The following is a 24,487-nucleotide window of genomic DNA, read 5'->3' as shown; positions in this document are numbered from 1 at the left end:
TCCCTCCGTCAGCGGCTGCGCTCCGCCGCCCGATCCTTGCCGGAGGAACCAGTGCCCGCTCCCTGCAGGTTAAGTCCGTCCGGCCCGCGCCGTCCAGAGCCTGTGCGTCTCCCGGCCTGGCCGGGTGGATTCAGGGCACGCTGGGAAAGACCTTCCAGAGGCGGCGGAACTGCTTTTCGGCGGCACCTCCCCGGTCTTCCTCAAGGGCGTGCAGCCGGCCGTAGGTGAAGCCGCTTTCGCCGGCACCTGCGGTGCTGCCCAGGCGGCGCAGCAGCGCACGGGCCACCACACTGTCCTGGTGCTCGCCCAGGATTTTCTGCAGCCCCTCGGCTGCCTCCACCATCGTCTCTGCGGCTTGTCCGCCGGCCGGTTTCCAGGTTTCCGCCGCATACCGCAGCCGCTTCGCGTCCTTGCGTGCTTCGTGCAGAATCTCCGCGCGCGCTTCCGGGTCCTGTTCCCGCCGGGCAAGCCGGACCCGTGAACGCAGGCGCGCACGGTCCCTGCGGATCATCCGATCCGCGGCAAAGCGGTCCCGGCCGGCAGCATCGGCTGCCCAGGCCGGCTCTGCGACGAGGCCGCTGAGTCCTTGGACCGTCCGGTGGTAGCGTTCCCCTGCCAGTTCACTGCCGATGACCTGCAGCGCCGCGTTGTAGTCTGCCAACAGTTCTTCATCGATCCGAGCCGAGACGGGGCCCAGGACAAGCTCCGGCGGCTGGGAAGCCAGCAGGTCCTGCAGCCTGCGGCGCATCACCTGCGCGTCGCGGGCCGCCCCCAGCACCTGGGCCAGCCACTTCAGTTCCGTGCGGAGAAAGCGGGCCGGTTCAGGTGTCAGAAGCTTGCGGTAGCTGGCCAGGGCGGACCGCAGCCTGCGGGTACTGACCCGCATTTTGTGAATGGCGTCGGCTTCCCCTGCCTGCACCCGTTCCTGTTCCCGGAGCAGTTCCGCCAGCTGTTGCTGCAGGTATTCCAGCAGCAGTTCCCTGGCCGGTACGCTCCCAGCCGGACGAAGGCGGGGCCCGCTCCGCCGGAGGCCTGCGGCAGGCGCTGGATCGTCCTGCCGCTGCCCGTACGCGGCGGGGAGGTCGGGGAAAGCCATGGCTCAGTATAGGTCTGCGGGATACCCGGCTGGCAGCCCTCCGCGCTGCCCTGCCCTCCGGCCCGGGGTCGGGCGCATCCCGCCGTCCACCCTGTACCCGGCGGTGCCGTCCCCGTAGCATCGGCAGTACCGATGCAGGCGCCGGTGCACCTGCTGTCCAAGGCTTCCTGGAGGCAAGGTCCATGAACTCCATGCGCTACGTCAAACTCGGCCATTCCGGGGTATCCATCTCCGCGGTCGGCCTCGGATGCCTCAGCTTTGGTGACCCCCACCGCGGCCCGCACGGCTGGACGCTCCGGGAGGAGGAGGCCCGGCTGCTGATCCGCCGGGCCGCCGAGCTGGGCATCAACTTTTTCGACACCGCCAATGTCTACTCCAATGGGGACAGCGAACGGATCCTGGGACAGGCCCTGGGCGAATACACCCGCCGTGAGGAGGTGGTGATCGCTTCGAAGGTGCACGGGGAAATGAGCCCCGGCCCCAATGGCTGGGGTCTTTCCCGCAAACACATCCTGTGGCAGGTGGAGGAGAGCCTGCGGCGGCTCGGCACCGACTACATCGACCTCTACCAGGTGCACCGCTGGGACACGTCCACCCCTTTGGAAGAAACCCTTGCAGCCCTCGACCAGCTGGTCCGGGACGGGAAAGTCCGGTACCTTGGCGCGTCCAGCATGTATGCCTGGCAGTTCGCCCGCGCCCTCTGCCTGCAGCGGGAAAACGGCTGGGCGCCGTTTATCACCATGCAGGACCACTACAACCTGATATACCGCGAAGAGGAACGGGAAATGTACCCGCTCTGCCTGAACCAAGGCATCGGTGTCCTGGCGTACTCCCCGCTGGCCCGGGGGCGGCTGGCGCGGGCCTGGGACGAGGTAAGCCGGCGGCGGGTGCAGGACACGCTGGGAGACGCGCTGTACGGGACGCAGGAAGCCACCGACCGCAGGATCTGCGACGCCGTTGGCCAGGTCGCCGAGACCCACGGCGTTTCGCGGGCGCAGGTGGCCCTTGCTTGGGTGCTGGCCCATCCGGTGGTTTCCGCGCCGCTCCTCGGCGCCACCAGCGTGACGCATTTGGAGGACGACGCCGGTGCCCTGGACCTGGAACTCACCGCCGAGGACCTGGAGCTGCTGGAGGAGCATTACGTGCCCCACGACGTCGTCGGTTTCTAGGCAGGGGTTTTCCACGGCGCCCGTCTGCTTTTCCCTGCTGCTGCCCCTGCTGTTGTTCGCCGGCGGGTCTCCTGCCTGCCCGCACACGATGAGCTGCGGCCCCGCCAAGCCAGGCGGCGCCGCAGCTGATCGTTCACACCGCGGGTTCAGTCACGCTGCGGGTTAAGATCCGCCGCAACGCGGTGGCTACAGTCCGGAGGGGAATCCTCTCCGCCGGGCGATGAGGAGCCCCGCCCCGGCGAGCAGGACGACCGCTGCCGCACCAAGGGCCAGGGCACCGAGGTTCAGCCCGCCGGAACTCTCGGCCCGCTCCTCATCAGCCTGGGCCTCACCGGCCCGCAAACTGCCGGCACGAGAGTCCGCGTTGGACGGGTCCCGGGGCGCTGCGGAAGGCGTCCCTGCGGGTGCCTCCTCCTCGGGCTCCCCGGCAGATTCGTCCTCGGTCCCGGTTTCTTCGCCGCTGTCCCCGCCCGCCGGTGCCAAGAGGGTGGGAAGAAGCGTACCGGCAGGCCACGCAGGATAGCTGCGCTGGCTCGGCGCCGGCTGGGGTACAGCGGCGCCGGGCAGGATCACTCCCGCTCCCGGTCCGGTGGGACCCGGAACCGTGGGAGCGGTCGGGGCCGGCGTGGGTTCCGGATCCCTGGTGGGATCCGGGGTCGGCGTGGGATCCGGGGTCGGCGTGGGATCCGGGGTTGGCGTGGGATCCGGTTCCTGACCGGCATCTCCCGTTCCCGTCAGCACCCGGGGAACTGAGCGGACCATGTTGCCGCTCGTGTCGGCAGCCTCAGCAAACCACAGGCGGTCCGCCGCGGCAGGCTCAAACCTTACCGAGTGCTGCTTGCCGGATTCGACCTGCACTGTTTCCAGCACGGACCCGGCACCCGTGAGCGCCCAGGTTCCGGTGGAAAGGGTGGTGCTGCGCAGCAGCGACACGGCAGCCACGAACTCGTCGTCCGAAGCGTCGTAGCGGGCGGCATCCCCCCGGAAGGCAGGTTCGTCATACTTCCAGGCCTCGAAGGAATCCAGCGTCGGTGAGTACGCGTTGACGGCCATCAGCCCGGCGTCGAGGTCGAACTGCAGCAGGCGCTGGAAACCGGTGTCCCGGTCCAGGAGGTCGCTGCGGGTGGCGGCCGGGTCCTGGAGCAGGGTTGAGCGGTACCCCTGGTAGTCGGCCAGCATCTCCACGACCGTGCGACCTGTGGCACCAACGTTCGAGATCGCGTAGGTCTGGTTCGCAAGGTCGGTGGCATCCACCTGCCCGCCGGTCACCGGATCGGCGTAGTTGGTCACGGTGCCGTGGAAGTGGCCGCCGAGCACCAGGAACACGTTGTCGTTGGGGGCAACCACGGTATTCCAGAGTTCCTCTCCGGTAGCTGTATACCGAAGGTCCACGTTGTCCCGGACAGCGCTGGTGTGGATGTAGGCGTGCGTGGCCAGGATGACGTTGCGGTCCGGATGGGCTGCTGCCTGCTGCGCGGCCCAGGCCATCTGCTCGTCCGAAGAACGGTAGGGCAGATTGATCACCAGGAAGTCGACGCCGCCGGCTGAGAAGTAGTCGGTGTGGGCAGAGTTGTCTCCCGCCGCCCAGGCCTCGCCGTACCAGTCCTTGCCCTCATACATACTGACCGGGAAGTACTCGTTGTACTTGTCGTTGTTGTGCCCCCACATATTGTCGTGGTTTCCCGGCAGCACACCGTTGGGCACGTTGGCATCGTTGAGCAGGCCCATGATGTCCTGGGCGGACTGGAACTCGCGGTTGGCGCGTTCGGCGGAGTTGTTGCCGTTGATCCAGTTTTCGATGATGTCCCCGGTGAGCGAGTTGTACTCGATCTTGCGGGCATCGGCGTTGGCTACCACCCAGCTGGTCATCCGGCGGAAAACGTCGCGGAAGCCCTCGGAGTAGAACTGGGTGTCGGTCATGTGGTTCACGGCGAAGTCATACTGGCTCGGGTCGGCGAAGGCCTGGTCGGTGACCCCGCCTTCATCGAGGAGGCCCCCGTTGGTCCGGGGACCGTCGATCACCAGGACGTCCGCCGTTCCGGCGGCCAGGGCCGCAGCCGGCAGCGGGGCGCTCAGGGTGATGTTCCCGTCGGCGCTCGGAACGGCTGCGTCCAGGGTCTCCCATGCCGTGCCCGTCCAGGCGAGCAGCTGAATTTCGTTACGCGGCTCCGTGGTGCCGCTCCACACGAACTCCGCCGCGGCGTCGTCCACTGGGATTTCGAAGCGCTGGAACGGGAAACCCGTTGCCGTGCCGGGGGTTTCCAGCCCACGGGCGTCGGGAACGATCTGTTCGCCGTCGATCTGGAGGGAGAGCGGAACGGGAAGGCTGCTGATGCCCGCACGGACCACCGCTTTATCAGTGCCGAGGACCGGAGCCACCCGGGTGCTGACGTCCAGCAGGCCCCCGTCGGCGTCCAAGACGCTGACGTCAGCGGCCAGGCTGTTTCCCTCACCGCCTGAAACCGCGGGGGTGCCTGGGACAGAGTTCGCGGGCAGGGAAACAGGATCCAGTTCGCCCGGCAGCGGAAGGGCGGGGTCGACGTATACGGCGTCCTGCAGGACACCCGGCGTTCGGGCAGCCATGGCGTAGTCGTTTTCGTTGTCCCCGGTGTGCCGGGTGCGGGTAACGCTCTCCCCTTCCTCAAATTTTGTGTAGTTGCGCACTTCCTCGCCCTGGCGGCACGGGGTGGAGGCGTTAACCCCCAGATCGTAGACGGCGACGGCGTCGACCCGTGCCCCGCCGGGATCGGTGAGGTACATGCCGTAGCCCTCGGCCTGGTTCAAGCCGGTGGCGTAGGTTGCCTGGGCCGCTGCGCGCAGCTCCGCCGGGGCGCTGGCGGGTGCCATCAGGTAGGTCTGGCCCGGGTGCAGCACCACGTCGCCGAGATCCGCCACCTGTGCCTCAGCCCCGAGGCCCGGCTGGCCGGTGCCGTAGCAGCGGTAGGCGGAGAAACCCGAGAGGTTGACCGGAGCTGAACCGTAGTTGGCAATCTCAACGAATTCGTCGTTGCCGCCCTGCGGACCTGCGGCCGTCAGTTCACTGAACGCCACATCGGTGTACGCCGAGGCCGAGGCCGTCTCCAGCACGGCACCGGAATCATGCGTTCCCGGCGTCCGCGTGGTGGTGACGGCAAAGTCCACGGCGTTGTTTCCGGTGTCAGAGACCCGGTGGTAGACCTCGTTGTCGAAGGCATTCAGTTTCTGCTCCAACGGCGCACCAGTGGTGCAGGAGCTGTTGCGGTTGTCGTAGGCACCCACACCGTCCACGATCTCGTCGTCGGCGGTCAGCAGCATCACGCCGAAGTCCCGCCAGTGCATGCCGGTGGAATACGTGGCGTCCGCCTGGTCCCGGTAGGCGCCGGCTGCATGCGCAAAGAGGAAGCTCGCCCCGGGCTGGACAACGGACCCGGATGCCACTGCGCCGATCTGCAGGTACTGCGTACCGTTCTCGCCGCAGCGGAATAGCTGGTAGCCGGACATATCCACGGGTGTGCCGCCAAGGTTGGTGACCTCGACGTACTGGTCAGAAGTGGAGGCGGAGCCGCTGTTGGTCAGCTCCGTGACGCGCAGGCCGTTGCCGGCACTTTTGACCGTGGAGGACGTGGCGTTCGGAGCGTCCACGGTACGGGTGGCGATGACCCAGTCCTGCTCCAGGTCGCCGGTGTTTGAAACCCGCTGATGGGACTCGTCGAGGCGGTGCTGCAGGGAACGCTGCAGCCACTTTCCGTCCAGTTCGCAGTCGGTGGCGACGTCGGGGTGGTAAAAACCCACGGCGTCCACGCGCTGGCCGCTGGCGTCCTCCAGGAAGGCGCCGAATCCGAAGTCGTGCAGGCTGGTGTCGTAGAAGGCGTCGGCGGCGTACCCGGAGGTGTCCCTGGCAGCGGTGAACTGGTCCCCGGGCGAGAGCACGGTGCCCTCCGGGACCACGGCCTGCGGACCGTAACCGCCGCCGGTCTGCCCGCAGCGGAAGATCTTCCAGCCGGAGATGTCCATCGGGCCGCTGCCGTAGTTGGTGATCTCAATGAAGTTCCTGGCCGCGGCCCGGTTGGCCTGGGAGTTTGCGCCGGCGCCGCCGTTGGCCACTTCGCTGATCAGCACGTCCGAGCCCGGCTGGACGTCGAAGCGCAGGGGCAGCGCCGAGTGGGCCGGCAGGACGGATCCGAGGCCGAGCACTGACGCCAGGAGCGCGGCACCCGCAGCGCGTGCGGCTAATCGCTGGGAGCGGTGGCGGGATGATCCTGCAGCCCGGGTGCTCGCTTTTCTTTGGGGTAACACGTTGTGTGGCCTTTCGCTGGAGCCCGGCGCGGCGCCTCGGCGTGCCCGGCTGGGGAGGTAGACAGGCCGAGTGTCCCCATCCCAAATGGACGCCGGGTGAACGGAGCGGAAAGTGTTACGCACGTCAGCCCGGCTGGATAGGATGGCGGTGCCGGGCTTCCGGCAACTCAGGGGGGATGAAGGATCATCGATGCTGGTGTTTCTATGGGTGGCAGAGATCGTTATGGCGCTGCTCTACTTTGGCCTGGGGGTGATGCGCCTGGTCCAGCCGTATCCGAAGCTCGTCCGGGTGCTGCGCTGGCCCGCCGATTTTCCGGCCTGGGCAGTCAAGCTCATCGGCGTCGCTGAAATTCTCGGAGCCGTAGGTCTCCTGCTCCCGGCCGCCACCGATGTTGCGCCTGTCCTCACACCGATCGCGGCATCCGCCCTGGCAGTCATGATGGCCTTGGCCGTCGCTGTCCACCTGCGCCGCGGCGAACGTCACCGGGTCGCACTGCCGGCCATCCTGGGCCTGGTGAACGTCTTCGTGGCCATCGGCCGGTTCGGCCCTTATCCGGCATGAGCGCAGCCAGGAGTTCTTCCGGAAACGGTGCGGCAGAGACCGTGACCGGGCTCTATGGCCTGCTGCCCGCCGGATTCACTGCGGCCCGCAACGCTGCCTCGGCGGAGGCTGCCCGCGGCGGGGACAAGGACCTGGGCCAACGGCTGAAGGGCCTGCCGAAACCATCGGCCGCTGCTTGGCTGGCAAACCTGCTGGTCAGGAAGCGGGACCGTGCCATCGCGGATGTCCTGGGCCTAGGTGCTTCACTGCGGGAGGCCCAGCAGGACCTTGACCGTGAGGAACTGCGCCGGCTCAATGCCGAACGGCACCGGATGCTCCGCACCCTGGTCCGCGAGGCGCAGGATCTGGCCAGGGAAGCAGGGAACCCGGTCAGCCCGGCGGTGGCCGCTGAGCTGGAGCAGACGCTGTGGGCCGCGATGACCGATGCGGAAGCAGCCGAGGCGCTGGCCACCGGGAGACTGGTCCGCAGCTTGGAAGCCAACGGCTGGGAACCGGTGGACCTCGACGGCGCGGTGGCGGACCCGGATACGGCCTCCCCGCTGGTGGCTGCGGGCAACAGTAAAAAACGGCAGCCCCGCGGGCCGGCGGAACCGGCCGAAGCCGGGGACGGCCAACCAGCCCGTCAGCAGAAGGCTGACCGGGCCAAGGCCCGGGACGCCGCCGAACAGGAGCTGGCAGCGGCGCGGGACTCAGCCGGCCAGGCAGAATCCCGGCTCACTGCCATCCTGGCGGACCTGGAAGAACAGACCGCTGCCCGTGACCGGCTGACGGATGAGATCGACGAACTCCGGGAACGCATCCGCGAGCTTGAACACCGGGTCACGGCTGTCGACCGGCAGCGGGGAACCCTGGAGCGGTCCCGCGATTCCGCCCGCCGGGAAGCCCGGTCCGCGCGGCGGGCCGTGGAAAAGTCCGAAACCAAACTGGATCAGCTGCGCTGACTCCGTGGTGCCGTTAGGGCTGATAGCTGCGCCGCTGTTCCTGCAGCGCCCCTTCGCGGAGAAGCTGCAGCCTTAGCGTGCGGGCAGTCTCCATATGGGCCCGGGCAATCTGCCTGGCCGCCTCGGCGTCCTGCCTGTCGATCGCTGCCACGAGCCCGGCGTGTTCTTCCAATGCGTCTTCCCATCGCTGCCCGATCGACAGGGTGGACCGTGGCGTGTGGATCAGATGTGTTGAGAGCCGTTCCAGCAGGTCCTGGAGCACGGGATTGTGGGCACAGGCCCAAACGGCCGCATGAAACTCCAGATTCGTGTTAATCCGGGTCTGGTCATCAGGGCTGCTCAGGCCGCGGTCCCTTTCGAGGAGCGCTTCAAGCCGCATCTGGTCCGTGAACTGCCGCGCCCGGGCTGCTTGGCCGGCAGCTTCCTCCTCCAGCAGAATCCGCATGTCATAAACCTGGATCACCTGCTGCGGGTCCACTTTGGGCACATGCAGTCCGCGCGCAACCCGCTCCAGCAGGCGTTCCTGCTGCAGGCGGGAGAGCGCCTCCCGGACCGGGGTTCGGGAGACGCCAAACCGTTCAGCCAGCGTCACTTCGCGCATGGGGGTTCCGGGCTGATGCACGCCGGAGAGAATTTCCGTCCGCAGGGTCAGGAAGATCGACTCGCCGTCCATACGGGAGGATGCCGGTTGCGCCACTGGATTTCCTTGCAAGAGAGCCGTTGGTGGAAGTGTCTTCGTTCCACGGCAACTTTACGCGAGCATCCCTGCCCGGCGGCCGAAGACGCAGCCGGCTGCCAGCCCGGAGCCGCCGGGGTAGTTCACGCTGAACAGGCCCCCGAGCATTTCCCCGGCCGCATACAACCCGGGGATATGGTTGCCGGCTGCATCAAGCACCCGCCCATGGGTGTCCCCCTTGACTCCCCCGAAAGTGAAGGTAATCCCGCAGGTGACGCCGAAGGCATAGTACGGACCTGTTTCCAGCGGACTGGCCCAGTTGCTCTTGGCCGGCTCGGTGCGTGCCGAACGTCCGTCCAGTACATTCGGATCCAGCGGCACCGAACGGTCTATGGAGTTGTTGAACTCCGTCACCGTCTTGTCCAGGGCTTCCGGGTCGATGCCGATTTTGGCGGCCAGCTCCGGGATGGTCTGGGCTGATTCGACCGAAACTCCGGGCATGTCATATTCCTCCGGCCGCAGCAGCGGGCGGAGCCCGGCGTCGAAGATCTGGTAGGCGACGGAACCGGGCTGCCGCAGGATTTCACGGCCGTATTTGGCGTACGTGTAGTTGCGGAAGTCGGCGCCCTCGTCGAGGAAGCGTTCGCCGTCGCGGTTGACGATGATGCCCAGCGGATAGCTCTGCCGGGTCAGCCGGTTGGTCAGTTCCCGGTTGGATTCGTTGAGCGCGGTGAACGCGTCCCACTGAACGCTGTGGCAGGTGTTCCAATCCCCGCCCCGGGCCGCCCCGATGTCCAGCGCCGCCATGATCATCTCCCCGGTGTTGCAGGGGGTGCCCCGGACCTTGGCGTTTTCCCAGCCCTCGCCCAGGAACTCGCGCCGTTTGGCTGGATCCGATTCGAAGCCCCCTGCGGTCAGGATGACAGACCGGGCGGAGAAGGTGCGGATCCCGTCCGGGGTCTCGGCACGTACGCCCACGACGGCGCCCTCCTCCACGAGCAGTTCGGTGGCAGCATGCCCGTAGCGGACGTCGACGCCCAGTTCGGCGGCGACCCGGGCATGGTCGGCCATCATGCCCTCCCCGCCGCCGACGTTTCCGACATGCAGACCGCCCCAGAAGAGGTAGCTTCCGTCCGGGCGCTCGTAGGCCTGGCGTTCGTACATCAGGCGGTACCTGAGCCCCAGCCCCTGCAGCCAGCGGAGCGTCGACTGGCTTTCGCCGATCAGCACCTCGGTCATGGCTGGGTCGTTCCGTCCCTCTGTGACCTTGGCCAGGTCCGAGGCGTAGTTCTCCGCAGTGTAGGCGGGCACCTCGGTCACCGGGTGGCGCTCGTCGTCCTCAATCAGTCCCTGCAGGTCCCCCAGTCCGCCATGGACGATCCTGGTGGCCCCAGCGGTGTAAAAGCTGTTTCCCCCGGACAGCTCCGGGGTGCCCTTCTCCAGCAGCAGGACTGACCTGCCACGCTGTGCGGCGGCGTGGGCTGCGGAAAAGCCTGCGTTACCCCCGCCAACAACCACAACGTCCGCGTCCACCAGATGTTCCTGTGCCATGTTCACTCTTTCTCGCGACTTTGTATTCGACTGTATACAAGCTACCGCAAAAAAATCCATAGGTTGTCCGGCCGTCAATTTTCATCCACTGAACACCGCTCCATAACAGCCCGTGACCCATATGGCTAGGGGGTGTTGGCAAGTTTGCAGTGACCTGGATCACGGTATATACAGGTACTTCATTGTGTACAAGCTGCCGGGAAACGGCGACGGCGGCCCGGAAACAACAACGGTATTTGGAACAGGAACCATGAAGCTAACCTTCCGCTCCGGCGCATTCACCCTGATTGCAGTCCTGGTCACGGTGCTCGCGTTCGTCAACGCTGCTTCCTCAGGAGGGACAGCCACCGCGCGCAGCAAGCTCACACTGATCGCCCCCGCCGCCCCCGGAGGCGGCTGGGATGGTTTTGCCCGGGAATCCCAGCAGGCCCTGCGCGGCAACGGCATCGTCAACAACCCCCAGGTGGTCAACGTCCCCGGCGCCGGCGGCACCATCGGCCTGAGCCAGTTCGTCCAGACCCCCGGGCGGGAAGATGCGCTGCTGGTCACCGGCGGCGTGATGGTCGGCGCGATCGAGCTTGCGGACAACCCGGAATCCATGGCGGATGTGGTCCCCATCGCCAGGCTGGCCGACGACTACGCGGCCCTGGTGGTGCCGGCCGACAGCGAGTTCCAGACCCTGGACGATTTCCTGGCCGCCTGGATCCAGAACCCCGGCGGCACCTCGATCGGCGGCGGCTCCCTCGGGTCCATCGACCATCTGCTCAGCGGTCTGCTGGCCAAAGAGGTTGGCCTGGACCCGAAACTTGTGAACTATGTGGCGTACTCCGGCGGCGGCGAGGCACTGACTTCCCTGCTTTCGCACACGACGGCGGCAGGTATGTCCGGCTACAACGAGGTAGCGGACCAGATTGAAGCCGGCGCCCTGCGCGCCCTGGCCATCTCTTCCGACGAACGCCTTGACGGTGTGGACGTCCCCACCTTCAGGGAACAGGGTGTGGATGTCGCCATGTCCAACTGGCGGGGCGTGGTTGCCGCGCCGGGCATCTCCGACGCTGCACGGGAGGAGTTCGTCGCCATCATCACGCAGATGCGGGAGTCGGAGGACTGGCAGGACACTCTGGCACGCAACAGCTGGACCGACAGTTTTGCCACCGGTGAGGAGTTCGAAACCTTCATCGCCGAGGAAGTCTCCACCGCACGCGGGATCGTAAAGGACCTTGGACTATGAGCATCACCGGAAGCAAACCTGCCGCGGACGAACGCGGAAACACCGGGCGGCCGGAGGGTAAACCCTCGTTCGGCACCGGACGCGGCGAGCTGCTCGCCGCCGTCGTGCTCTATGCGCTTGCCGTGTTCCTCACCGTGGGCACCGTCAGCATGAATGTCCAGGGCACCGCGGCTCCGGGGCCGCAGTTCTTCCCGGTGCTTGTGTGTGTACTGCTCTACGGCGTGGCCACTGCTCTGACCATCCAGGTCCTGCGCTCCCGGAGCATTCCCGATACCCGGAAGCACCACGGACGCGGCAACTTCTCCCCGGACATGCTCCGGGACCTGGCCAGGCTCCCCGAAGAGAGGGCCAAGGCGGGCTCACCGGAATCCTGGCGGACCTATTCGGACTGGAAGACCGTGGGAATGGTGGTGGGTGGTGTAGTGGTGTTCACCGCCGCCCTGAACATCCTGGGCTGGATCCTCAGCGCCGCGTTCCTCTTCTGGATCATCTGCCGGGCGCTGGGCAGCAAGCGCCCCGGTTTCGACGCCGGTGTGTCCCTGCTGTTTGCCTCCGCCATCCAACTCGCCTTTAACGCCGGCCTCGGGCTGAACCTGCCCGCCGGTTTCCTGGGAGGACTTCTCTGATGGACCAGCTATCCCTTCTCCTGGACGGCTTCGGAGCCGCCCTGACACCAATCAACCTGCTCTGGGTCCTGATCGGCGCTATCCTCGGCACCGCCGTCGGGGTCCTGCCCGGACTGGGCTCCGCCATGGCCGTTGCGCTGCTGCTGCCCGTGACCTTCTCGCTGGAGCCGACGGCGGCATTCATTATGTTTGCCGGAATTTACTTCGGCGGGCTCTTCGGCGACTCAACGGCAGGAATCCTGCTCAACACTCCCGGCAACTCCTCGGCCATTGCCTCAACGTTCGAGGGCCACCGGATGGCAAAAAACGGCCACGCTGCCAAGGCACTGGCGACGGCGGCGATCGGGGCCTTCATCGGCGGGCTCATAGCCACCACATTGGTGGTCTTCTTCGCGCCCACACTGGTCAAGCTGGCCACCGTCTTCGGTCCGGCGGAGTATTTCGCGCTGGCGGTCTTCGCCTTCCTCGCCATCTCCGCCGTCGTCTCTGAATCCGTGGTCCGCGGCCTCGCGGCGCTGGGCATCGGCCTGGCCCTGGCCCTGGTGGGCATTGACGGCCCGTCCGGCACAGCACGCTTCACGCTGGACCTGCCGCAGCTGTTCGACGGTATCTCCATCATCGTGATCACCGTTGGACTCCTGGCCCTCGGCGAAGTATTCCATGTGGCCTCCCGCATCCACCGGGATCCGGCAGCGACGCAGATCAAAACCAGCGGCAAGGCGCGCATCAATCTGCGGGATATCCGCCGGGCCCTGCCGGCCTGGCTGCGCGGCACAGCGTTCGGTGCGCCCTTTGGCCTGATTCCCGCCGGCGGCGCCGAAGTTCCCACCTTCCTGGCCTACGGCACCGAAAAGAAACTCGCTGCCCGCCGGAAGGACCCGGAGTTCGGCACCACCGGCTCGATCAAGGGCCTCGCAGCACCCGAGGCAGCCGCGAATGCGACGGCGGGAACCGCCATGGGCGCACTGCTGGCGCTCGGCCTGCCGACGTCGGCCACCGCTGCCATCATGCTGGCTGCCTTCCAGCAATACGGTATGCAGCCCGGGCCGCTGCTTTTCGACCGCAGCGGGGACCTGGTGTGGGCCCTGCTGGCCTCCCTGTTCATCGGCCTGGTGATCCTGCTGATCATCAATCTGCCGTTCGCCTCGGTGTGGGCGAAGCTGCTGAACATTCCCCGGCACTACCTGTATGCCGGCATCACGGTGTTTTCCATGCTTGGTGTGTACGCCGTCAGTTCCTCGGTCCTGGACCTATGGCTGCTGATCGCCATCGGACTGCTGGGGTTCTTGATGCGCCGGTACAGCATCCCGCTGGCACCGGTCCTGATCGCCGTCATCCTCGGACCCATGGCCGAAACCGAACTCCGCCGGGCACTGGCAGTCTCGGAAGGGAATCTGGGGATCCTGGTCGGCAGCCCGATCACCGTCACGCTCTACCTGGTCCTTGCCGGTGCCCTGCTCGTTTCCGGCGTCCAGCACCTGCGCCACCGCCGGTCACGGAAGGCAGGCAGCCAGGAGCCGCAGGAACTGGTCCGCACCTAGCGGCAGGTGGCGGCGGGAGCTACTCCAGGACTGCCAGCATGCCAAAGCGGCTGCGGACGCGCGCCAGGTCAACCTCGTGGGCCAGGCCGGGGAACGCGCCGTCGTAGTCACTGAAGCCGATCACATCGAGGCGGCAGCCGGAGTCATACAGAACGTCCACCAGGTTGCCGAAACGCTGCCAGGCGTTCGGGCCCGGGCCTGCCGTTCCGGGGACCTCGGATATGACCCAGTGCCGGTATTCACCGGCGAGCGCAAGATAGTCGGAGGCCGCGGACCGGGACTCGCACAGCTCGGCGAACCGGAACCAGATCTCACCGTTGGCGGCCCGGTCCGCGGTGAGGGGTACGCTCCCGGGTTTCAGGACCCGGGATTCCTCCGGTGCCGGAGGGCGCAGGCCGGCAGCTGCCAGCAGGCCCGCCCCGGTGTGGCGCAGGTGGTATCCGGCTGCGAACCCGGACCGGAGCCGGCGAGCGCCGGGAAGCGAACGGTAGTCCACCGAGCCATCCAGGGCGGCCACGTGCAGATTGCTGCGGATGAGCTCGATGCCGGGTTCGAAGAGGTGGTGGAACATCGGGTCCGGGAGCAGTTCCTGGGGTGCGTAGTTGGAGGTTGCCACCAGGACGATCCCGCGGTCCAGGACCTGCTCCAGGAAACGGGTGACAAAAGCAGCGTCTGCCGGCCCGTTCACATGGAACTCGTCGAAGCAGAGCAGCCGGGCATCCCCCAGGAGCGAATCCAGGCCGTCGGCGAAGGCCGATTGCTGGCGGAAACCCTTCGTGCCGTACCCCGCGAAGGTACGGGCGTGGAGTTCGCGGAAGAAATCGTGGAAGTGCAGGCGGCGTTTCTGCCGGATCGGCACCGACCGGAAAAATGTGTCCAGGAGCCAGGTCTTTCCGCGTCCCGGCGGACCCCACAGATACACCGAACCGCCGCCTGCCGCTCCCACCGCCTGCTGGCGCGCGGCCTCCGCCGCGCGCGCGAGCGCCGGCAGCACGGCCAGCTGCCCGGCGTCGAGTTCCAGCCCCTGTGCCGCTGCCTCCCGGACCAGCTCCGCCGTGGTGTGGTCCTGCTGCACAAAGGTCATATACCGGTTATACCCAGCCGCCGGGGCGGGTCCAAATGCGCCGCTGTGGCAAGATTTCCAGCGAACGTACTACGAGCTTGGGGGCAGGGTGCCGGCGTTATTCGAAGGCCTGGATTTTTGGACGGTTGCCCAGGCAACGGCACTGGTGTCCGCCGTTTTTGGCGTGTTCACGGTAGCCAGGGCCTGCTGGGACAACACGGGGCTGCCGGCACTGCAGGACCGCTACCTTGAACTGGTCTCGGCACGCGCCGCGGAACTGCGCAGCGGGGATCCCGCCGGCCGGCAGGACGCCGCCTCCTATGCCCGGCAGGTGGTCCGCTCGGTGGCCGATCCGCGGCTGATTCTGCGGAGAACGGACAGCAGCGGCTGGCTCCGCCGGGTTGAGCAGTCACGGCAGTCACGGCCCGGCCCCGTGCAGCGCCGCCAGGCCGCCGAGTCTCTGGCGGCACTGCTCAAACGCCCCGATCTGGTTCCCGGGCAGGAGGCACTGGTCAGCCGGGCCCTGGCGGGCCTGGAATCCGCGGTCCGGGACGCGGACACCCTCGCCGACCTGGCCGCCGTGCGGCCGCTGCGTTCCAGGGCCGCCGCTGAACTGCTGCGCGGTCCCGCAGCCCGCCGGTTCCTGGGAGTCTTCCTCCCGGCCATGGGCCGCTACCTGGACTTCGTGGGCCGGGGAAGTGCCCTCGGCTTGGCCGTGGGCGTGCTGGTCTCCGGCGGGTTCACAGCCGAAAGCCAGCTGGTGGGCATGCTGACCACAGTCTGCGGGGTTGGCGGTGCCATCATCTTTACCATCACGGTGATCCGCTGCGACGCCCGCTCCTGGCCGGCCCGTAACGGACGGCTGCCAGCCATGCTGCGGCCCGGTTTCCCGGAAGCCTCGTTCCTGCTGCGCCTGGTGCTCACCGTCATGGTGGTGCTGGCCACGGTGTCGCTCCTGCGCCGGTAATTCACCGGGGTCCGGCCTGAATTAGGGCCCGAAAATTCGTGCTAATTATTCGCTGCCAACGGTGGTACGTTCGGACTTCAGGCAAGAAGCACTCCGGCAACCCGCACAGGAGGAACCATGACTGACCACGTTGCACCCGTTTCCGACTGCTCTGTCCACAACTGCGACTTCAACCACGACGGCTGCACGGCATATGCGATTACCGTCGGCGGCGCTCCGGAACACGCCAGCTGCGCGACGTTCATCGACACTTCCGCCACCGGCGGGCTTCCTAAGGTCCTTGCGACCGTCGGTGCCTGCCAGCGGGGTGAATGCCGTTTCAACGACCATCTGATGTGCGATGCGCATGATGTGCGCGTCGGCCCGGGGGCTGAACTCGCCGACTGTCTCACCTACCAGCCGCGTTGAGACGTCGCTGAGACACCCTTGAGACCACACTCTTACCGGAACTGCCGGTGACCGCTGTTCTGCTGGGCTGGGATCCAGTATGGCCGGAAGCCTGGCAGCCGGACTATTCCGAGGCAGCAGGTGGCGCGGAGGATGCCGGTTTTTTCCGGGCTGTCTGGGACATTTCGGGGACCCCCGGCGTTGAACCCGGCTCTGACGCCTGGTTCGTGCTCCCCGGTGACATAGCCGCAGTGGCGGGCCACGGCGTCGTCGTCTCCTACCCCTACCAGCTCGCAGACCCGGACGAAGGCACCCTCTTCACCGTCGCTGACGTTGATATTGACCTGCTGCTGCCGCTCGGAGAACAGGTGCCCCTGGCCGAGCTGGTACCCGGCTTGACCACGGCGGACTTCGGCAACGACGGCGGCGTCACCGTGCTGGACCGCGGCGCCGGGAGTGCGCTGCGCGCCGCGTGGGCCCGGCAGGTGGCCGGCGTGCCAGGGCCGGCCATCTCCCCTGTGCCGGGAACACTGCCCCAGCAGGCACTGCGCTGGTCCCTGGCGAGCCGCTACGAGAACGACCCCGACGCTGTCCGGATCTGCCTGGTCCACCATGGTCCGGCGTGTTCGGCCTGCGGCTTCGATTTTGCTGCCGTTTTTGGCCGTGAGGGTGGGGACCTTATGCAGGTCCATCACGTTGTGCCGCCGCAGCTGGTGCTGGAGGACTACGAACTGGATCCGGCAACCGACCTCGTTCCCCTGTGCCCCAACTGCCATGCCATGGCGCATGCCGGCACCCCCAATCCCTACACCCCCGCGGAGCTCCGCCGGCTGATCGAAGCGCAGCACCATCAGGTTCCCTCGGCTGCTGTGGACGGCATGATCCTCTCCCCGGAGGCAGTACAGGCCCAGAAGGACGCGGCCCGGCTGCTCGGAGTCCGGACGCCGCGCCCGGACTAAACTCGGGACCATCATGAGCATTCCAACGAGCACCCCGAAAAGCGTGCGGATCGACGCCTGGCTTTGGGCCATCCGTGCCTACAAAACCCGTTCCGCGGCCACCGCCGCGTGCCGTGCCGGGCATGTCAAACTCAATGGCCACGCGGCGAAAGCGGCGCAGCCGGTGCAGCCCGGGGACAGCATCCGCGTCCGGCAGCCCGGGTTCGAACGGATCCTGGAGGTCCGGGCCCTCATCTCCAAGCGTGTTGGTGCCGAAGCCGCCTCCCACTGCTTCACCGACCACACCCCGGAGCGTCCCCCGGCCCCGGCTCTTGGCCTGCCGCAGCGGGACCGCGGCACCGGGCGCCCGACCAAGAAAGACCGCAGGGAGATGGAACGCCTCCGGCGTGAGCGCTAGTCTCTGACGCAGGATCCGGCCCGGAGGAAGGACCAAGCCCATGCCAAGCAGCCAAGGCGCTTCCGGGCTGCTCAGCCGCTTGGGTGCCTTGGGCCAGGAAAAACGGGCTGCGTCCCTGCTCCTGCTCTTTACCGTGCTGGCACTGCTCTGGGCCAATTCCGCCGTGTCCCTCAGTTACGCAGAGTTCTGGGAAACCACGGTCGAGCTGCGGATCGGCAGCTGGGACCTGGAGCTGACCTTGCAGGAGGTGGTTAATGACCTCCTGATGGCAGTCTTTTTCTTTACCGTCGGCCTGGAAGTGCGGCGCGAGTTTGCCCTCGGGGAGCTGACCAACCGCTCCCGTGCCGTTGTGCCGGTGGCCGGCGCGGCAGCGGGAATCGCCCTGCCCGCCCTGGTTTTCCTGCTGATTGCCGGGCGGACGGAATACGCCCATGCCTGGGGTGTTGTGATCTCCACGGACACCGCCTTCCTGCTCGGAGCGCTGGCAATCGTGGGACCAAGGTTTCCCGGACGGCTGCGGATCTTCCTGCTGACCCTCGCCGTGGTGGATGACGTCGCTGCGCTGAGCATTATTGCCCTGGTCTACACCGATCATCTGCAGCTTATGCCGCTCCTGGCGGGGTTCGCCGGGCTGGCCGCGGTGGCTGCCTCCCGGTACCTGCCGCGCGGCCGGGGTGCCGCCTACGCCGTGCTCGCGGCCGCGACGTGGCTGGCGTTCTATTACGCCGGGGTCCACCCCACCCTGGCGGGAGTCGCCGTCGCCCTCTTTGTTCCCGTTTTCGCTCCGCGCCGGCACGAGGTAGAGCGGGCGCTGGAACTGGCGCAGACGTTCCGGCAATCGCCCAACTCGGAGTACGCGCGGGCAGCGGCCGGCAGCCTGCGGGAATCCATTTCCATCAACGAGCGGCTCCAGAGCGCACTCAGTCCCTGGGTTTCCTACCTGATCCTGCCGCTGTTCGCGCTGGCCAACGCCGGAGTGGAGCTCGACGGCGCCACCCTGTCAGCGGCAGCCAGATCCCCGCTCACGTGGGGTGTGGCAGTCGGCCTGGCCCTGGGCAAGTTCACCGGCATCTTCGGTGTATCCGCACTGCTCCGGCGGCTGGGGCTGGGCGAGTTCGGGCCCGGCCTGACGCTGGGCCGGATCGCCGGCGGCGCCGCCCTGTCCGGCATCGGGTTCACCATCTCGCTGTTCATCATCAGCCTGGCCATCAACGATGACGCCGCCCAGAACGAGGCACGCGTCGGCGTACTGACCGGGTCGGTGCTGGCCTTTGGGCTGGGCACGGTGATCTTCAAGGTGCTGGAGGCGAGGGCCCCGCTCGAGCCGGTTGGCAAGCACCTGGCCAGGCCGGTGGACCCCGGCCGGGATCACGTTTTCGGCAATCCCGATGCTCCCCTGACCCTGGTGGAGTACGGAGACTTCGAGTGCCCGTTCTGCAGCCGGGCCACCGGCGTCGTTGATGAGGTCCGCGAGCACTTCGGCGGGGAGCTTCGCTGGGTGTGGCGGCATCTGCCCCTCACCAGGGTCCATCCCCATGCCGTGCAGGCCGCGGAGGCGGCGGAAGCCGCCTCCCTGCAGGGCCGCTTCGGACCCTTTGCGTCCGGGCTCTTCGAGGACCAGGACCATCTGGAGCCGGCGGACCTGCTGTCCCTGGCGGAGAACCTTGGGCTGGATCCGGACCGGTTCGAGTCGGATCTGCGGTCAGCCGACGTCGTAAACCGGGTGCGGGACGATGCCCTGGATGCAGAGGCCATGGACCTGCATTCGACCCCTACGTTCTTCGTGAACGGCGTCCGGCACCGCGGCCCTTACGACGCCGCCGCGCTCATCCGCGCACTCAACGCGACCCGCCCGGAAACTCTCTGAGCCCCGCGCCGCCTGCCCCCCTGGTTCAGGGCTGCCTCGAGTCTCCCTCGCAGGACCTGCACAGCCGCCGGCCGCCGACGTCCCTGCCGGCGCAGATCTGCAGGGCGGGCTTGTTGAATTCCCAGGTCCGCTGCACCACCTGGCACCAGCCGGGGTGGTACGCGGTGCCGCGCCGGGTGATGTACACCTGTCCCGGTTCAAGCGGCGGCAGCACCGGCCGCGGCTGCGGTTCGCAGGCCGGCAGCCACCGGCTTCCGGAGGTGACCATCCCGGACGGTGAAACGAGAGAGTCCACTGTCCGGGTCTTCCGTGAAAGTACGTTATATGTCCCCATGCACCTGACCATAGCTACGCGCTGCTCAAGGTTCGCTGTGGAAATCCGCAATCTTGGCACAAATCGCGGCGTGTCCTTTTCTGGAATCCCCGAAACTTCCGGGACGGAACAGTATCCTCGCCGCCATCCTCCCCGCCAGTAGAGGAAACTCCCTGCCGTGATCCAGCTTGGGCCGCTATCCTGTGGGGATGCTGAAGAGAATTGCCCGGAAAGTGGCTGCCGCTGCGCTGGTTCTTTTCGCGTTTACGGCGGGGATGGTGGTCCTCGGGGTCTATGCGCTGATCAGTTTCGCAGCCTGGGCCATCTGGGGCGCCGTGCCACCGGCCTATACGTTCGCCCTCGCGTTTGCTGTGCCCCCGCTGGGGATCGGTGCGCTCACCGGGCTGGTGATTGCGGCCCAAAAAACGTCCAAGGCCCTCGGGCGCCGGCGCAGAACCCGCGTTGAGGCCCAGGCCCGGACCGGTTCCTGGGACGCGGCCTGCCGCCGGCGGGATGCCTCACTGGTGGCCTGGTCCCGGTACGAAACCGATGTTGCCCTGCTGATCGATTATCCGGTGATGACCGACTACTCCGATCCGGTGATCCGGGAGGTCCTCGTGGCCATGCAGGGTATCCGCGAAGCCGAGCGCGGTTCCGATCCGGCCCGCCTGCACCTGGCCGTGGACCGCTTCGAGGTAGCGCTGCGGACGGCGGAGAACTATGCCCGCCGCTGCGGCCAGTCCAAGCTGACAGACCAGGAACGGAGCAGGCTCGCGACCGCCCGGACGGCCCTGAACCTTATCCTCGACGGCGCGGCTTCGCCGTCGGAGGTCGACGGCGCCTACCGCAGCCTGCGCGGATCGCTGCGCGGGATCATCGACCTGCCCGCCCCGGCAGCAGCCGATCTTGAAGCCCATGCCCGCCGGGCGCGGGTGCTGGGCGCTGCTCCCGTCCATTCCTGAACCAGCCGCGGCCGGAAACCCCGCGCGGCCGGTTCTCAGGCGGGCCGGTTCTCAGGCGGGCTGCCTCGCTGTCTTTGCTGCCGCGTCGAAGACGAGGCTGCCGGCGAACCAGGTTTGCTGCGCGGTGATGTTCCGGACCTCGTCGATGGGGATGGAATGCGGGTCCGCGGACAGCAGGACGAAGTCGGCCGATTTACCCGGCGCCAGTGATCCGGCCACATCCTCGATCCCCATCGCCTCGGCGCAGGCTGTGGTGTAGACACGGATGGCTTCTTCGAGCGTGATCGCCTGTTCGGGCCACAAGGCACCGGGGAACCCGCCCAGGGGATTCTGCCGGGTGACCAGCCCGTAGACACCCTCCCAGACGTTCGGGGAAACGCTCACCGGCCAGTCGGATCCGCCGGCGATCCGGGCGCCGGCGTCCAGCAGCGAACGGTTGGGCTGCATCCGCGAAGCCCGTTCGGCTGGCAGCACTGTGGCGATGGCTTCGGAAATCACCCCGGGGAACCACAACGACGGCGAGATATCGGCCGTGACGTTGAGCTCGGCAAAGCGGGCGATATCCTCCGGATGCACGAACTGGCCATGGGCGATGTGGTACTTCGGTTTGTCCCAGCCCGCGGCCCGGACCTTCGCGACGGTATCCAGTACCAACCGCACGGAGGCATCTCCGGTGCAGTGGATTTTCGCTGATATGCCGCGCGCAGCGGTTCCCAGCAGCCAGACTTCAAGGGCGTCCGCGTCGAGTGTGGTTTCCCCGCAGTGGCAGGCGGGGAAACCAGCGGACGGCAGGTAGGGCTCAATGAAGGCAGCCGTTCCGGCCGGCGGAACACCGTCAAGGAAGATCTTGATGAAATCCGGCCGGTGGTGGAGGCTGCGCAGTTCCCCGCGGTGAGCAATGATCCCCTCGCCCAGGGGTTCTGTTCCGAAAATGAAATCATTCGCCTGCATGGACGTCACCACCCAGGCCTGCAGGGTGCCGGCGTCATCAAGTTCCTTGAGCGCCTGCATCAGCTGCAGGGAGGTGGCCGCGTCCTGGAATCCGGTGATGCCGTAGGAATGCAGGATCTCAATGCCGCGGGCCGCAGCCCGGGCCAGGTCCCCGGTGGAGACGGGCTGCAGCCGCGCCAGCGTCTTTTCCGCGAGAACGCCGGCGGCTTCGACCAGCACCCCGGTGGCCCGTCCGTCCGCGCTGCGCAGGATCTGCCCGCCGTCCGGGTCCGGGGTGTGGGCATCAATTCCGGCCAGCTTCAGTGCCGGCGAGTTGGCCCACCGGTTGTGTTTGCTGTCATCCTTCAGCAGCGCCGGACGTCCGCCCGTTGCCGCATCAAACCGGGCAAGGGCCTCGGGAGTGCTGATGGCCTGCATCAGCCCAGCACCCCAGCTGCCGCCGAGCAGCCACTCGTCCGGACCCAAACCGGCCGCGTACTCCGCAACGGCAGCCAGCAGTGACTCCAGATCCAGTGTCGGAGGAACATCAAGCTCGAAAAGGTCCATCTGGCCGGCCAGCAGGTGATGGTTGTGCACATCCAGGAGACCCGGCATCACATATCCGCCTGCCAGGTCCAGCACCGCCGTGGAGGGCCCCCGGGAGCCCAGGGCCTCCTCCCCTGCCGCCAGGACCTTGCCCTCACTGACAGCCAGGGCATGTGTCCGTGGCATGCGGGCGTCAAGGGTGTCGATGACGCCGTTGACCAATAACAGATCAGCCTGCTGTGAAACCATGTGTCTTCCCCTTTGCATTCCTCAACGGTTCGGGTTTCGCCGGCCGGGTCAGGGACCGTCGGGCGAAACCACGCCTTTGTCTGCCCAGAACGGTTCGGCGAGGCGGCGCAGTTCATCTGAACCTACCCGCTCCACCAGCTCTACTGCGGCAAGGTTGGAGCGCAGCTGTTCAACGCTGCTCGCACCGAACAGGGTGGTGGCGTTGGCGGGGTGGGTCAGGGTGAAGGCGATGCACAGCTGGGCCGGGGTGGTGCCGAGGTCACCGCTGAGCTCCTTGATGCCGGGAAAGCTGTCAATAATCCGATCCCGGATGCTGCCCGGGTCCCTGCCGACTTCCCGCCCCGGGTTCAGCTTGCCCGCCAGGATGCCGCCCTCCATCACATCGGAAGCCTGCATGGTCAGGCCCTGCCGGAAGAGCGCCGCAAACGGTTCGCCATCGGCGATGGAACGGCGAGAAAGACTGTACTTCAGCTGCGCCATCTGGGGACCACTGACACCTTCCTCCGCAGCGATGTCCAAAAGCGCCTGGATGTTGCCGGCGGACCAGTTGTTAACCCCCCAGCACCCCAGCAGGCCGGATTCCTCAAGCTCCGCGAGATCCAGGACCAGCCGGCGCAGGTCAATGCCTTCCTTCCGCAGGTCCCCCAGCACAGCGATGTCCGCATGGTCCGTGCCGGCACGGAACAGGGCATTCTCCAGCTGCGCCCGCAGGCTCTGCTCCGGGTATCCCTCCAGCCAAAGCTTGGAGGAGAGCAGGTACTGGTCCCGCTCCACACCTGCCGCCCGGATGATGGCTGAAAAGAGGACGTCGGTAAAGACCGGCGGCTGGTGTCCCGGAAAGCCGTAGACACCGACGTCGAACATGTTCAGGCCGTGGTCTGCGGCTTCGCGGACCATGGCGACCGAATCGGAAAAATCCATGCGGTCGTAAATGTGCCAGGAGCCCAGTGAAAGCACTGAGGCCATCGGCCCCTTCGTGCCGATCCGGCGTTTTGGCAGGAGGGTTGTTGAAGATGAAATGGTCATTGTTGTTTCCTCACTCGCTAGGGCAGCCGCGGATCGACGACGGCCTTGATCTGATTGAGCTCCGACATAGCTGCCAGGGCTGCCGAGGCGCCCTGCAGGCCCACCGGTTCGCTGAAAAGCTCGTCCCAGGGCATACGGCCGGCGAAGGTGGAGAAGAACTGGATGGCCCGGTAGTAGTCGGAAATATCGCCGTTCAGCGAACCAACCACGCTCAGTTCCTTCCCCATCACCATGCCCAGGGGCACCTCGTTGTCGGTCGGTCCGGTGCTGCCCACCACCGCAACCGTGCCGCGCTGGGCTGCCATGGCGATGGCTTCCTTGCCCACGGAGGGTGCGCCGGCGAAGTCGAAGACATGGTCTGCTCCCTTCCCGTCCGTCAGCCGCAGGACTTCCTGGACACAACCGTCAGAGCCGAGGGAAACACTTACGGTGGCGTCGGCTCCAAACTGCCCGGCCATCCTCAGCCGCTCATCGGGGGCCCCAACGGTGATGACCTTTCCCGCCCCGGCGATCCGGGCGACTGCGGTGGCGAAGATGCCGAGTGCTCCGGCACCCTGCACCACTACCGTTGAGGCCGGCCGGATCCCGCCGACCCGGTCAAAGGCCCGCAGCACCGTCTTGGCGGCGCAGCCGGCCATCGCCGCCCAGGTGTCCTTGACGTCGTCGGGCAGGAGAAGCTTGGCCGCGCCGGGCGTGACATAGCAGTGCTCAAGCAGGCCGCCGGTGGCGTACGGCCAGGTATCTGCCCGCTGGCGAAAGCCATAACCGCGGTCGCTGCAGGCAACCGGCTCGCGCAGTACCGTGCAGCCAAAGCAGTTCCCGCAGGTGGACTCCGACCAGCCAATGCGGTCGCCGGCGGACAATGGACGACCCAGGGTATCCGCTGCGCCGTCACCCACAGCCACGATGGTTCCGACCATCTCGTGTCCCAGGACCATGGGCAGCATGCCTGGAAAAGTCATTCCCCCGGCCCAAAGATGGACGTCCGTGCCGCACAGCGTGGTGCACGTAATTTCAACCAGCGCGGCGCCTGGTTCCAGTTTGTCCGGCAGCGGAATGTCCTGAACCGCCAAGGCGGAACCGTGAGCCGTCAGGACGGCAGCACGGGTTGTTGCGGGAAGCGACATGGTCCTTTTTCCTCCAAGGTATGGCG

Annotated in this window: 21 protein-coding genes; 12 read left to right on the top strand and 9 right to left on the bottom strand. The window is 67.0% G+C overall.

Annotated features, from left to right (window positions below; translation table 11 throughout):
• Nucleotides 1–130 precede the first annotated feature (130 nt).
• Nucleotides 131–1,096 (bottom strand): CHAD domain-containing protein, encoded by a 966-nt coding sequence (locus ArtHe_RS00350; RefSeq protein WP_248318253.1) that lies wholly within the window; start codon nucleotides 1,094–1,096, stop codon nucleotides 131–133.
• A gap of 191 nt (nucleotides 1,097–1,287) precedes the next feature.
• Here ArtHe_RS00350 and ArtHe_RS00345 point away from each other — a divergent pair, with 191 nt between their 5' ends.
• Nucleotides 1,288–2,265 carry an aldo/keto reductase gene (locus tag ArtHe_RS00345; RefSeq protein ID WP_248319844.1) on the top strand — a complete coding sequence of 326 codons (978 nt, stop codon included), beginning with the start codon at nucleotides 1,288–1,290 and terminating at the stop codon, nucleotides 2,263–2,265.
• Nucleotides 2,266–2,451: 186 nt separating this feature from the next.
• Here ArtHe_RS00345 and ArtHe_RS00340 read toward each other — a convergent pair whose 3' ends face one another.
• Nucleotides 2,452–6,438: a lamin tail domain-containing protein gene (locus ArtHe_RS00340; RefSeq protein ID WP_248318252.1), complete on the bottom strand. Its 3,987-nt coding sequence runs from the start codon at nucleotides 6,436–6,438 to the stop codon at nucleotides 2,452–2,454.
• A 292-nt stretch (nucleotides 6,439–6,730) separates the two neighbouring features.
• Between ArtHe_RS00340 and ArtHe_RS00335 the strand changes: the two genes are divergently transcribed.
• Together ArtHe_RS00335 and ArtHe_RS00330 are read left to right on the top strand one after the other, a co-directional pair.
• A complete protein-coding gene (locus ArtHe_RS00335; RefSeq protein ID WP_066301838.1) occupies nucleotides 6,731–7,102 on the top strand; it encodes a DoxX family protein in 372 nt (123 codons plus the stop codon).
• Nucleotides 7,099–8,043, top strand: coding sequence for a hypothetical protein (locus ArtHe_RS00330; protein WP_151724046.1), 945 nt, complete (start codon nucleotides 7,099–7,101; stop codon nucleotides 8,041–8,043). The genes ArtHe_RS00335 and ArtHe_RS00330 overlap by 4 nt, the downstream gene beginning before the upstream one ends.
• A gap of 13 nt (nucleotides 8,044–8,056) precedes the next feature.
• Here the strand turns inward: ArtHe_RS00330 and ArtHe_RS00325 are convergent, their stop codons facing one another.
• Both ArtHe_RS00325 and tcuA read right to left on the bottom strand, forming a co-directional pair.
• On the bottom strand, nucleotides 8,057–8,740 hold the full coding sequence (locus ArtHe_RS00325) for a GntR family transcriptional regulator (RefSeq protein ID WP_248318251.1): 684 nt from the start codon (nucleotides 8,738–8,740) through the stop codon (nucleotides 8,057–8,059).
• 54 nt (nucleotides 8,741–8,794) lie between these two features.
• On the bottom strand, nucleotides 8,795–10,270 hold the full coding sequence (gene tcuA, locus ArtHe_RS00320; protein ID WP_248318250.1) for an FAD-dependent tricarballylate dehydrogenase TcuA: 1,476 nt from the start codon (nucleotides 10,268–10,270) through the stop codon (nucleotides 8,795–8,797).
• Nucleotides 10,271–10,520: 250 nt separating this feature from the next.
• Between tcuA and ArtHe_RS00315 the strand changes: the two genes are divergently transcribed.
• The 3 genes from ArtHe_RS00315 to ArtHe_RS00305 are packed head-to-tail and all read left to right on the top strand — an operon-like array spanning nucleotide 10,521 to nucleotide 13,668.
• Nucleotides 10,521–11,501, top strand: coding sequence for a tripartite tricarboxylate transporter substrate binding protein (locus ArtHe_RS00315; RefSeq protein ID WP_248318249.1), 981 nt, complete (start codon nucleotides 10,521–10,523; stop codon nucleotides 11,499–11,501).
• Nucleotides 11,498–12,127, top strand: coding sequence for a tripartite tricarboxylate transporter TctB family protein (locus tag ArtHe_RS00310; protein ID WP_248318248.1), 630 nt, complete (start codon nucleotides 11,498–11,500; stop codon nucleotides 12,125–12,127). Before ArtHe_RS00315 ends, ArtHe_RS00310 begins: the two co-directional genes overlap by 4 nt.
• The gene (locus ArtHe_RS00305; protein WP_248318247.1) at nucleotides 12,127–13,668 is read left to right on the top strand and encodes a tripartite tricarboxylate transporter permease; all 1,542 of its coding nucleotides are present in this window, start codon (nucleotides 12,127–12,129) and stop codon (nucleotides 13,666–13,668) included. The genes ArtHe_RS00310 and ArtHe_RS00305 overlap by 1 nt, the downstream gene beginning before the upstream one ends.
• Nucleotides 13,669–13,687: 19 nt before the next feature.
• On the opposite strand, the gene zapE is transcribed toward ArtHe_RS00305, so the two are convergent.
• Complete coding sequence (gene zapE, locus ArtHe_RS00300; protein WP_248318246.1) at nucleotides 13,688–14,752, bottom strand: cell division protein ZapE; 1,065 nt, start codon at nucleotides 14,750–14,752, stop codon at nucleotides 13,688–13,690.
• A gap of 88 nt (nucleotides 14,753–14,840) precedes the next feature.
• Here zapE and ArtHe_RS00295 point away from each other — a divergent pair, with 88 nt between their 5' ends.
• From ArtHe_RS00295 to nhaA, 5 genes are all read left to right on the top strand, one after another.
• Nucleotides 14,841–15,698 (top strand): hypothetical protein, encoded by an 858-nt coding sequence (locus ArtHe_RS00295; RefSeq protein WP_248318245.1) that lies wholly within the window; start codon nucleotides 14,841–14,843, stop codon nucleotides 15,696–15,698.
• Nucleotides 15,699–15,815: 117 nt separating this feature from the next.
• Complete coding sequence (locus ArtHe_RS00290) at nucleotides 15,816–16,106, top strand: DUF1540 domain-containing protein (RefSeq protein ID WP_248318244.1); 291 nt, start codon at nucleotides 15,816–15,818, stop codon at nucleotides 16,104–16,106.
• A gap of 47 nt (nucleotides 16,107–16,153) precedes the next feature.
• On the top strand, nucleotides 16,154–17,044 hold the full coding sequence (locus tag ArtHe_RS00285; RefSeq protein WP_248318243.1) for an HNH endonuclease: 891 nt from the start codon (nucleotides 16,154–16,156) through the stop codon (nucleotides 17,042–17,044).
• 13 nt (nucleotides 17,045–17,057) lie between these two features.
• Nucleotides 17,058–17,441: an RNA-binding S4 domain-containing protein gene (locus ArtHe_RS00280; RefSeq protein WP_248318242.1), complete on the top strand. Its 384-nt coding sequence runs from the start codon at nucleotides 17,058–17,060 to the stop codon at nucleotides 17,439–17,441.
• 40 nt (nucleotides 17,442–17,481) lie between these two features.
• Nucleotides 17,482–19,308: a Na+/H+ antiporter NhaA gene (gene nhaA, locus ArtHe_RS00275; protein WP_248318241.1), complete on the top strand. Its 1,827-nt coding sequence runs from the start codon at nucleotides 17,482–17,484 to the stop codon at nucleotides 19,306–19,308.
• Nucleotides 19,309–19,333: 25 nt separating this feature from the next.
• On the opposite strand, the gene ArtHe_RS00270 is transcribed toward nhaA, so the two are convergent.
• Nucleotides 19,334–19,603 carry a hypothetical protein gene (locus ArtHe_RS00270; RefSeq protein WP_248318240.1) on the bottom strand — a complete coding sequence of 90 codons (270 nt, stop codon included), beginning with the start codon at nucleotides 19,601–19,603 and terminating at the stop codon, nucleotides 19,334–19,336.
• A gap of 251 nt (nucleotides 19,604–19,854) precedes the next feature.
• Between ArtHe_RS00270 and ArtHe_RS00265 the strand changes: the two genes are divergently transcribed.
• Entirely contained in the window at nucleotides 19,855–20,583 is a 729-nt protein-coding gene (locus ArtHe_RS00265; RefSeq protein ID WP_248318239.1) for a hypothetical protein, read from the top strand.
• 51 nt (nucleotides 20,584–20,634) lie between these two features.
• Here ArtHe_RS00265 and ArtHe_RS00260 read toward each other — a convergent pair whose 3' ends face one another.
• The 3 genes from ArtHe_RS00260 to ArtHe_RS00250 are packed head-to-tail and all read right to left on the bottom strand — an operon-like array spanning nucleotide 20,635 to nucleotide 24,461.
• On the bottom strand, nucleotides 20,635–22,308 hold the full coding sequence (locus ArtHe_RS00260; protein ID WP_248318238.1) for an amidohydrolase: 1,674 nt from the start codon (nucleotides 22,306–22,308) through the stop codon (nucleotides 20,635–20,637).
• A gap of 48 nt (nucleotides 22,309–22,356) precedes the next feature.
• Nucleotides 22,357–23,334, bottom strand: a complete 978-nt coding sequence (locus tag ArtHe_RS00255; protein WP_248318237.1) for an aldo/keto reductase — start codon at nucleotides 23,332–23,334, stop codon at nucleotides 22,357–22,359.
• Nucleotides 23,335–23,351: 17 nt separating this feature from the next.
• Nucleotides 23,352–24,461 carry a zinc-binding dehydrogenase gene (locus ArtHe_RS00250; protein WP_248318236.1) on the bottom strand — a complete coding sequence of 370 codons (1,110 nt, stop codon included), beginning with the start codon at nucleotides 24,459–24,461 and terminating at the stop codon, nucleotides 23,352–23,354.
• Between the last annotated feature and the right edge of the window lie 26 nt (nucleotides 24,462–24,487).

It is taken from the genome of Arthrobacter sp. Helios (assembly GCF_023167125.1).
GTDB classification, from domain to species: domain Bacteria; phylum Actinomycetota; class Actinomycetes; order Actinomycetales; family Micrococcaceae; genus Arthrobacter_B; species Arthrobacter_B luteolus.
This window is presented reverse-complemented; position numbering and strand designations above follow the sequence as displayed.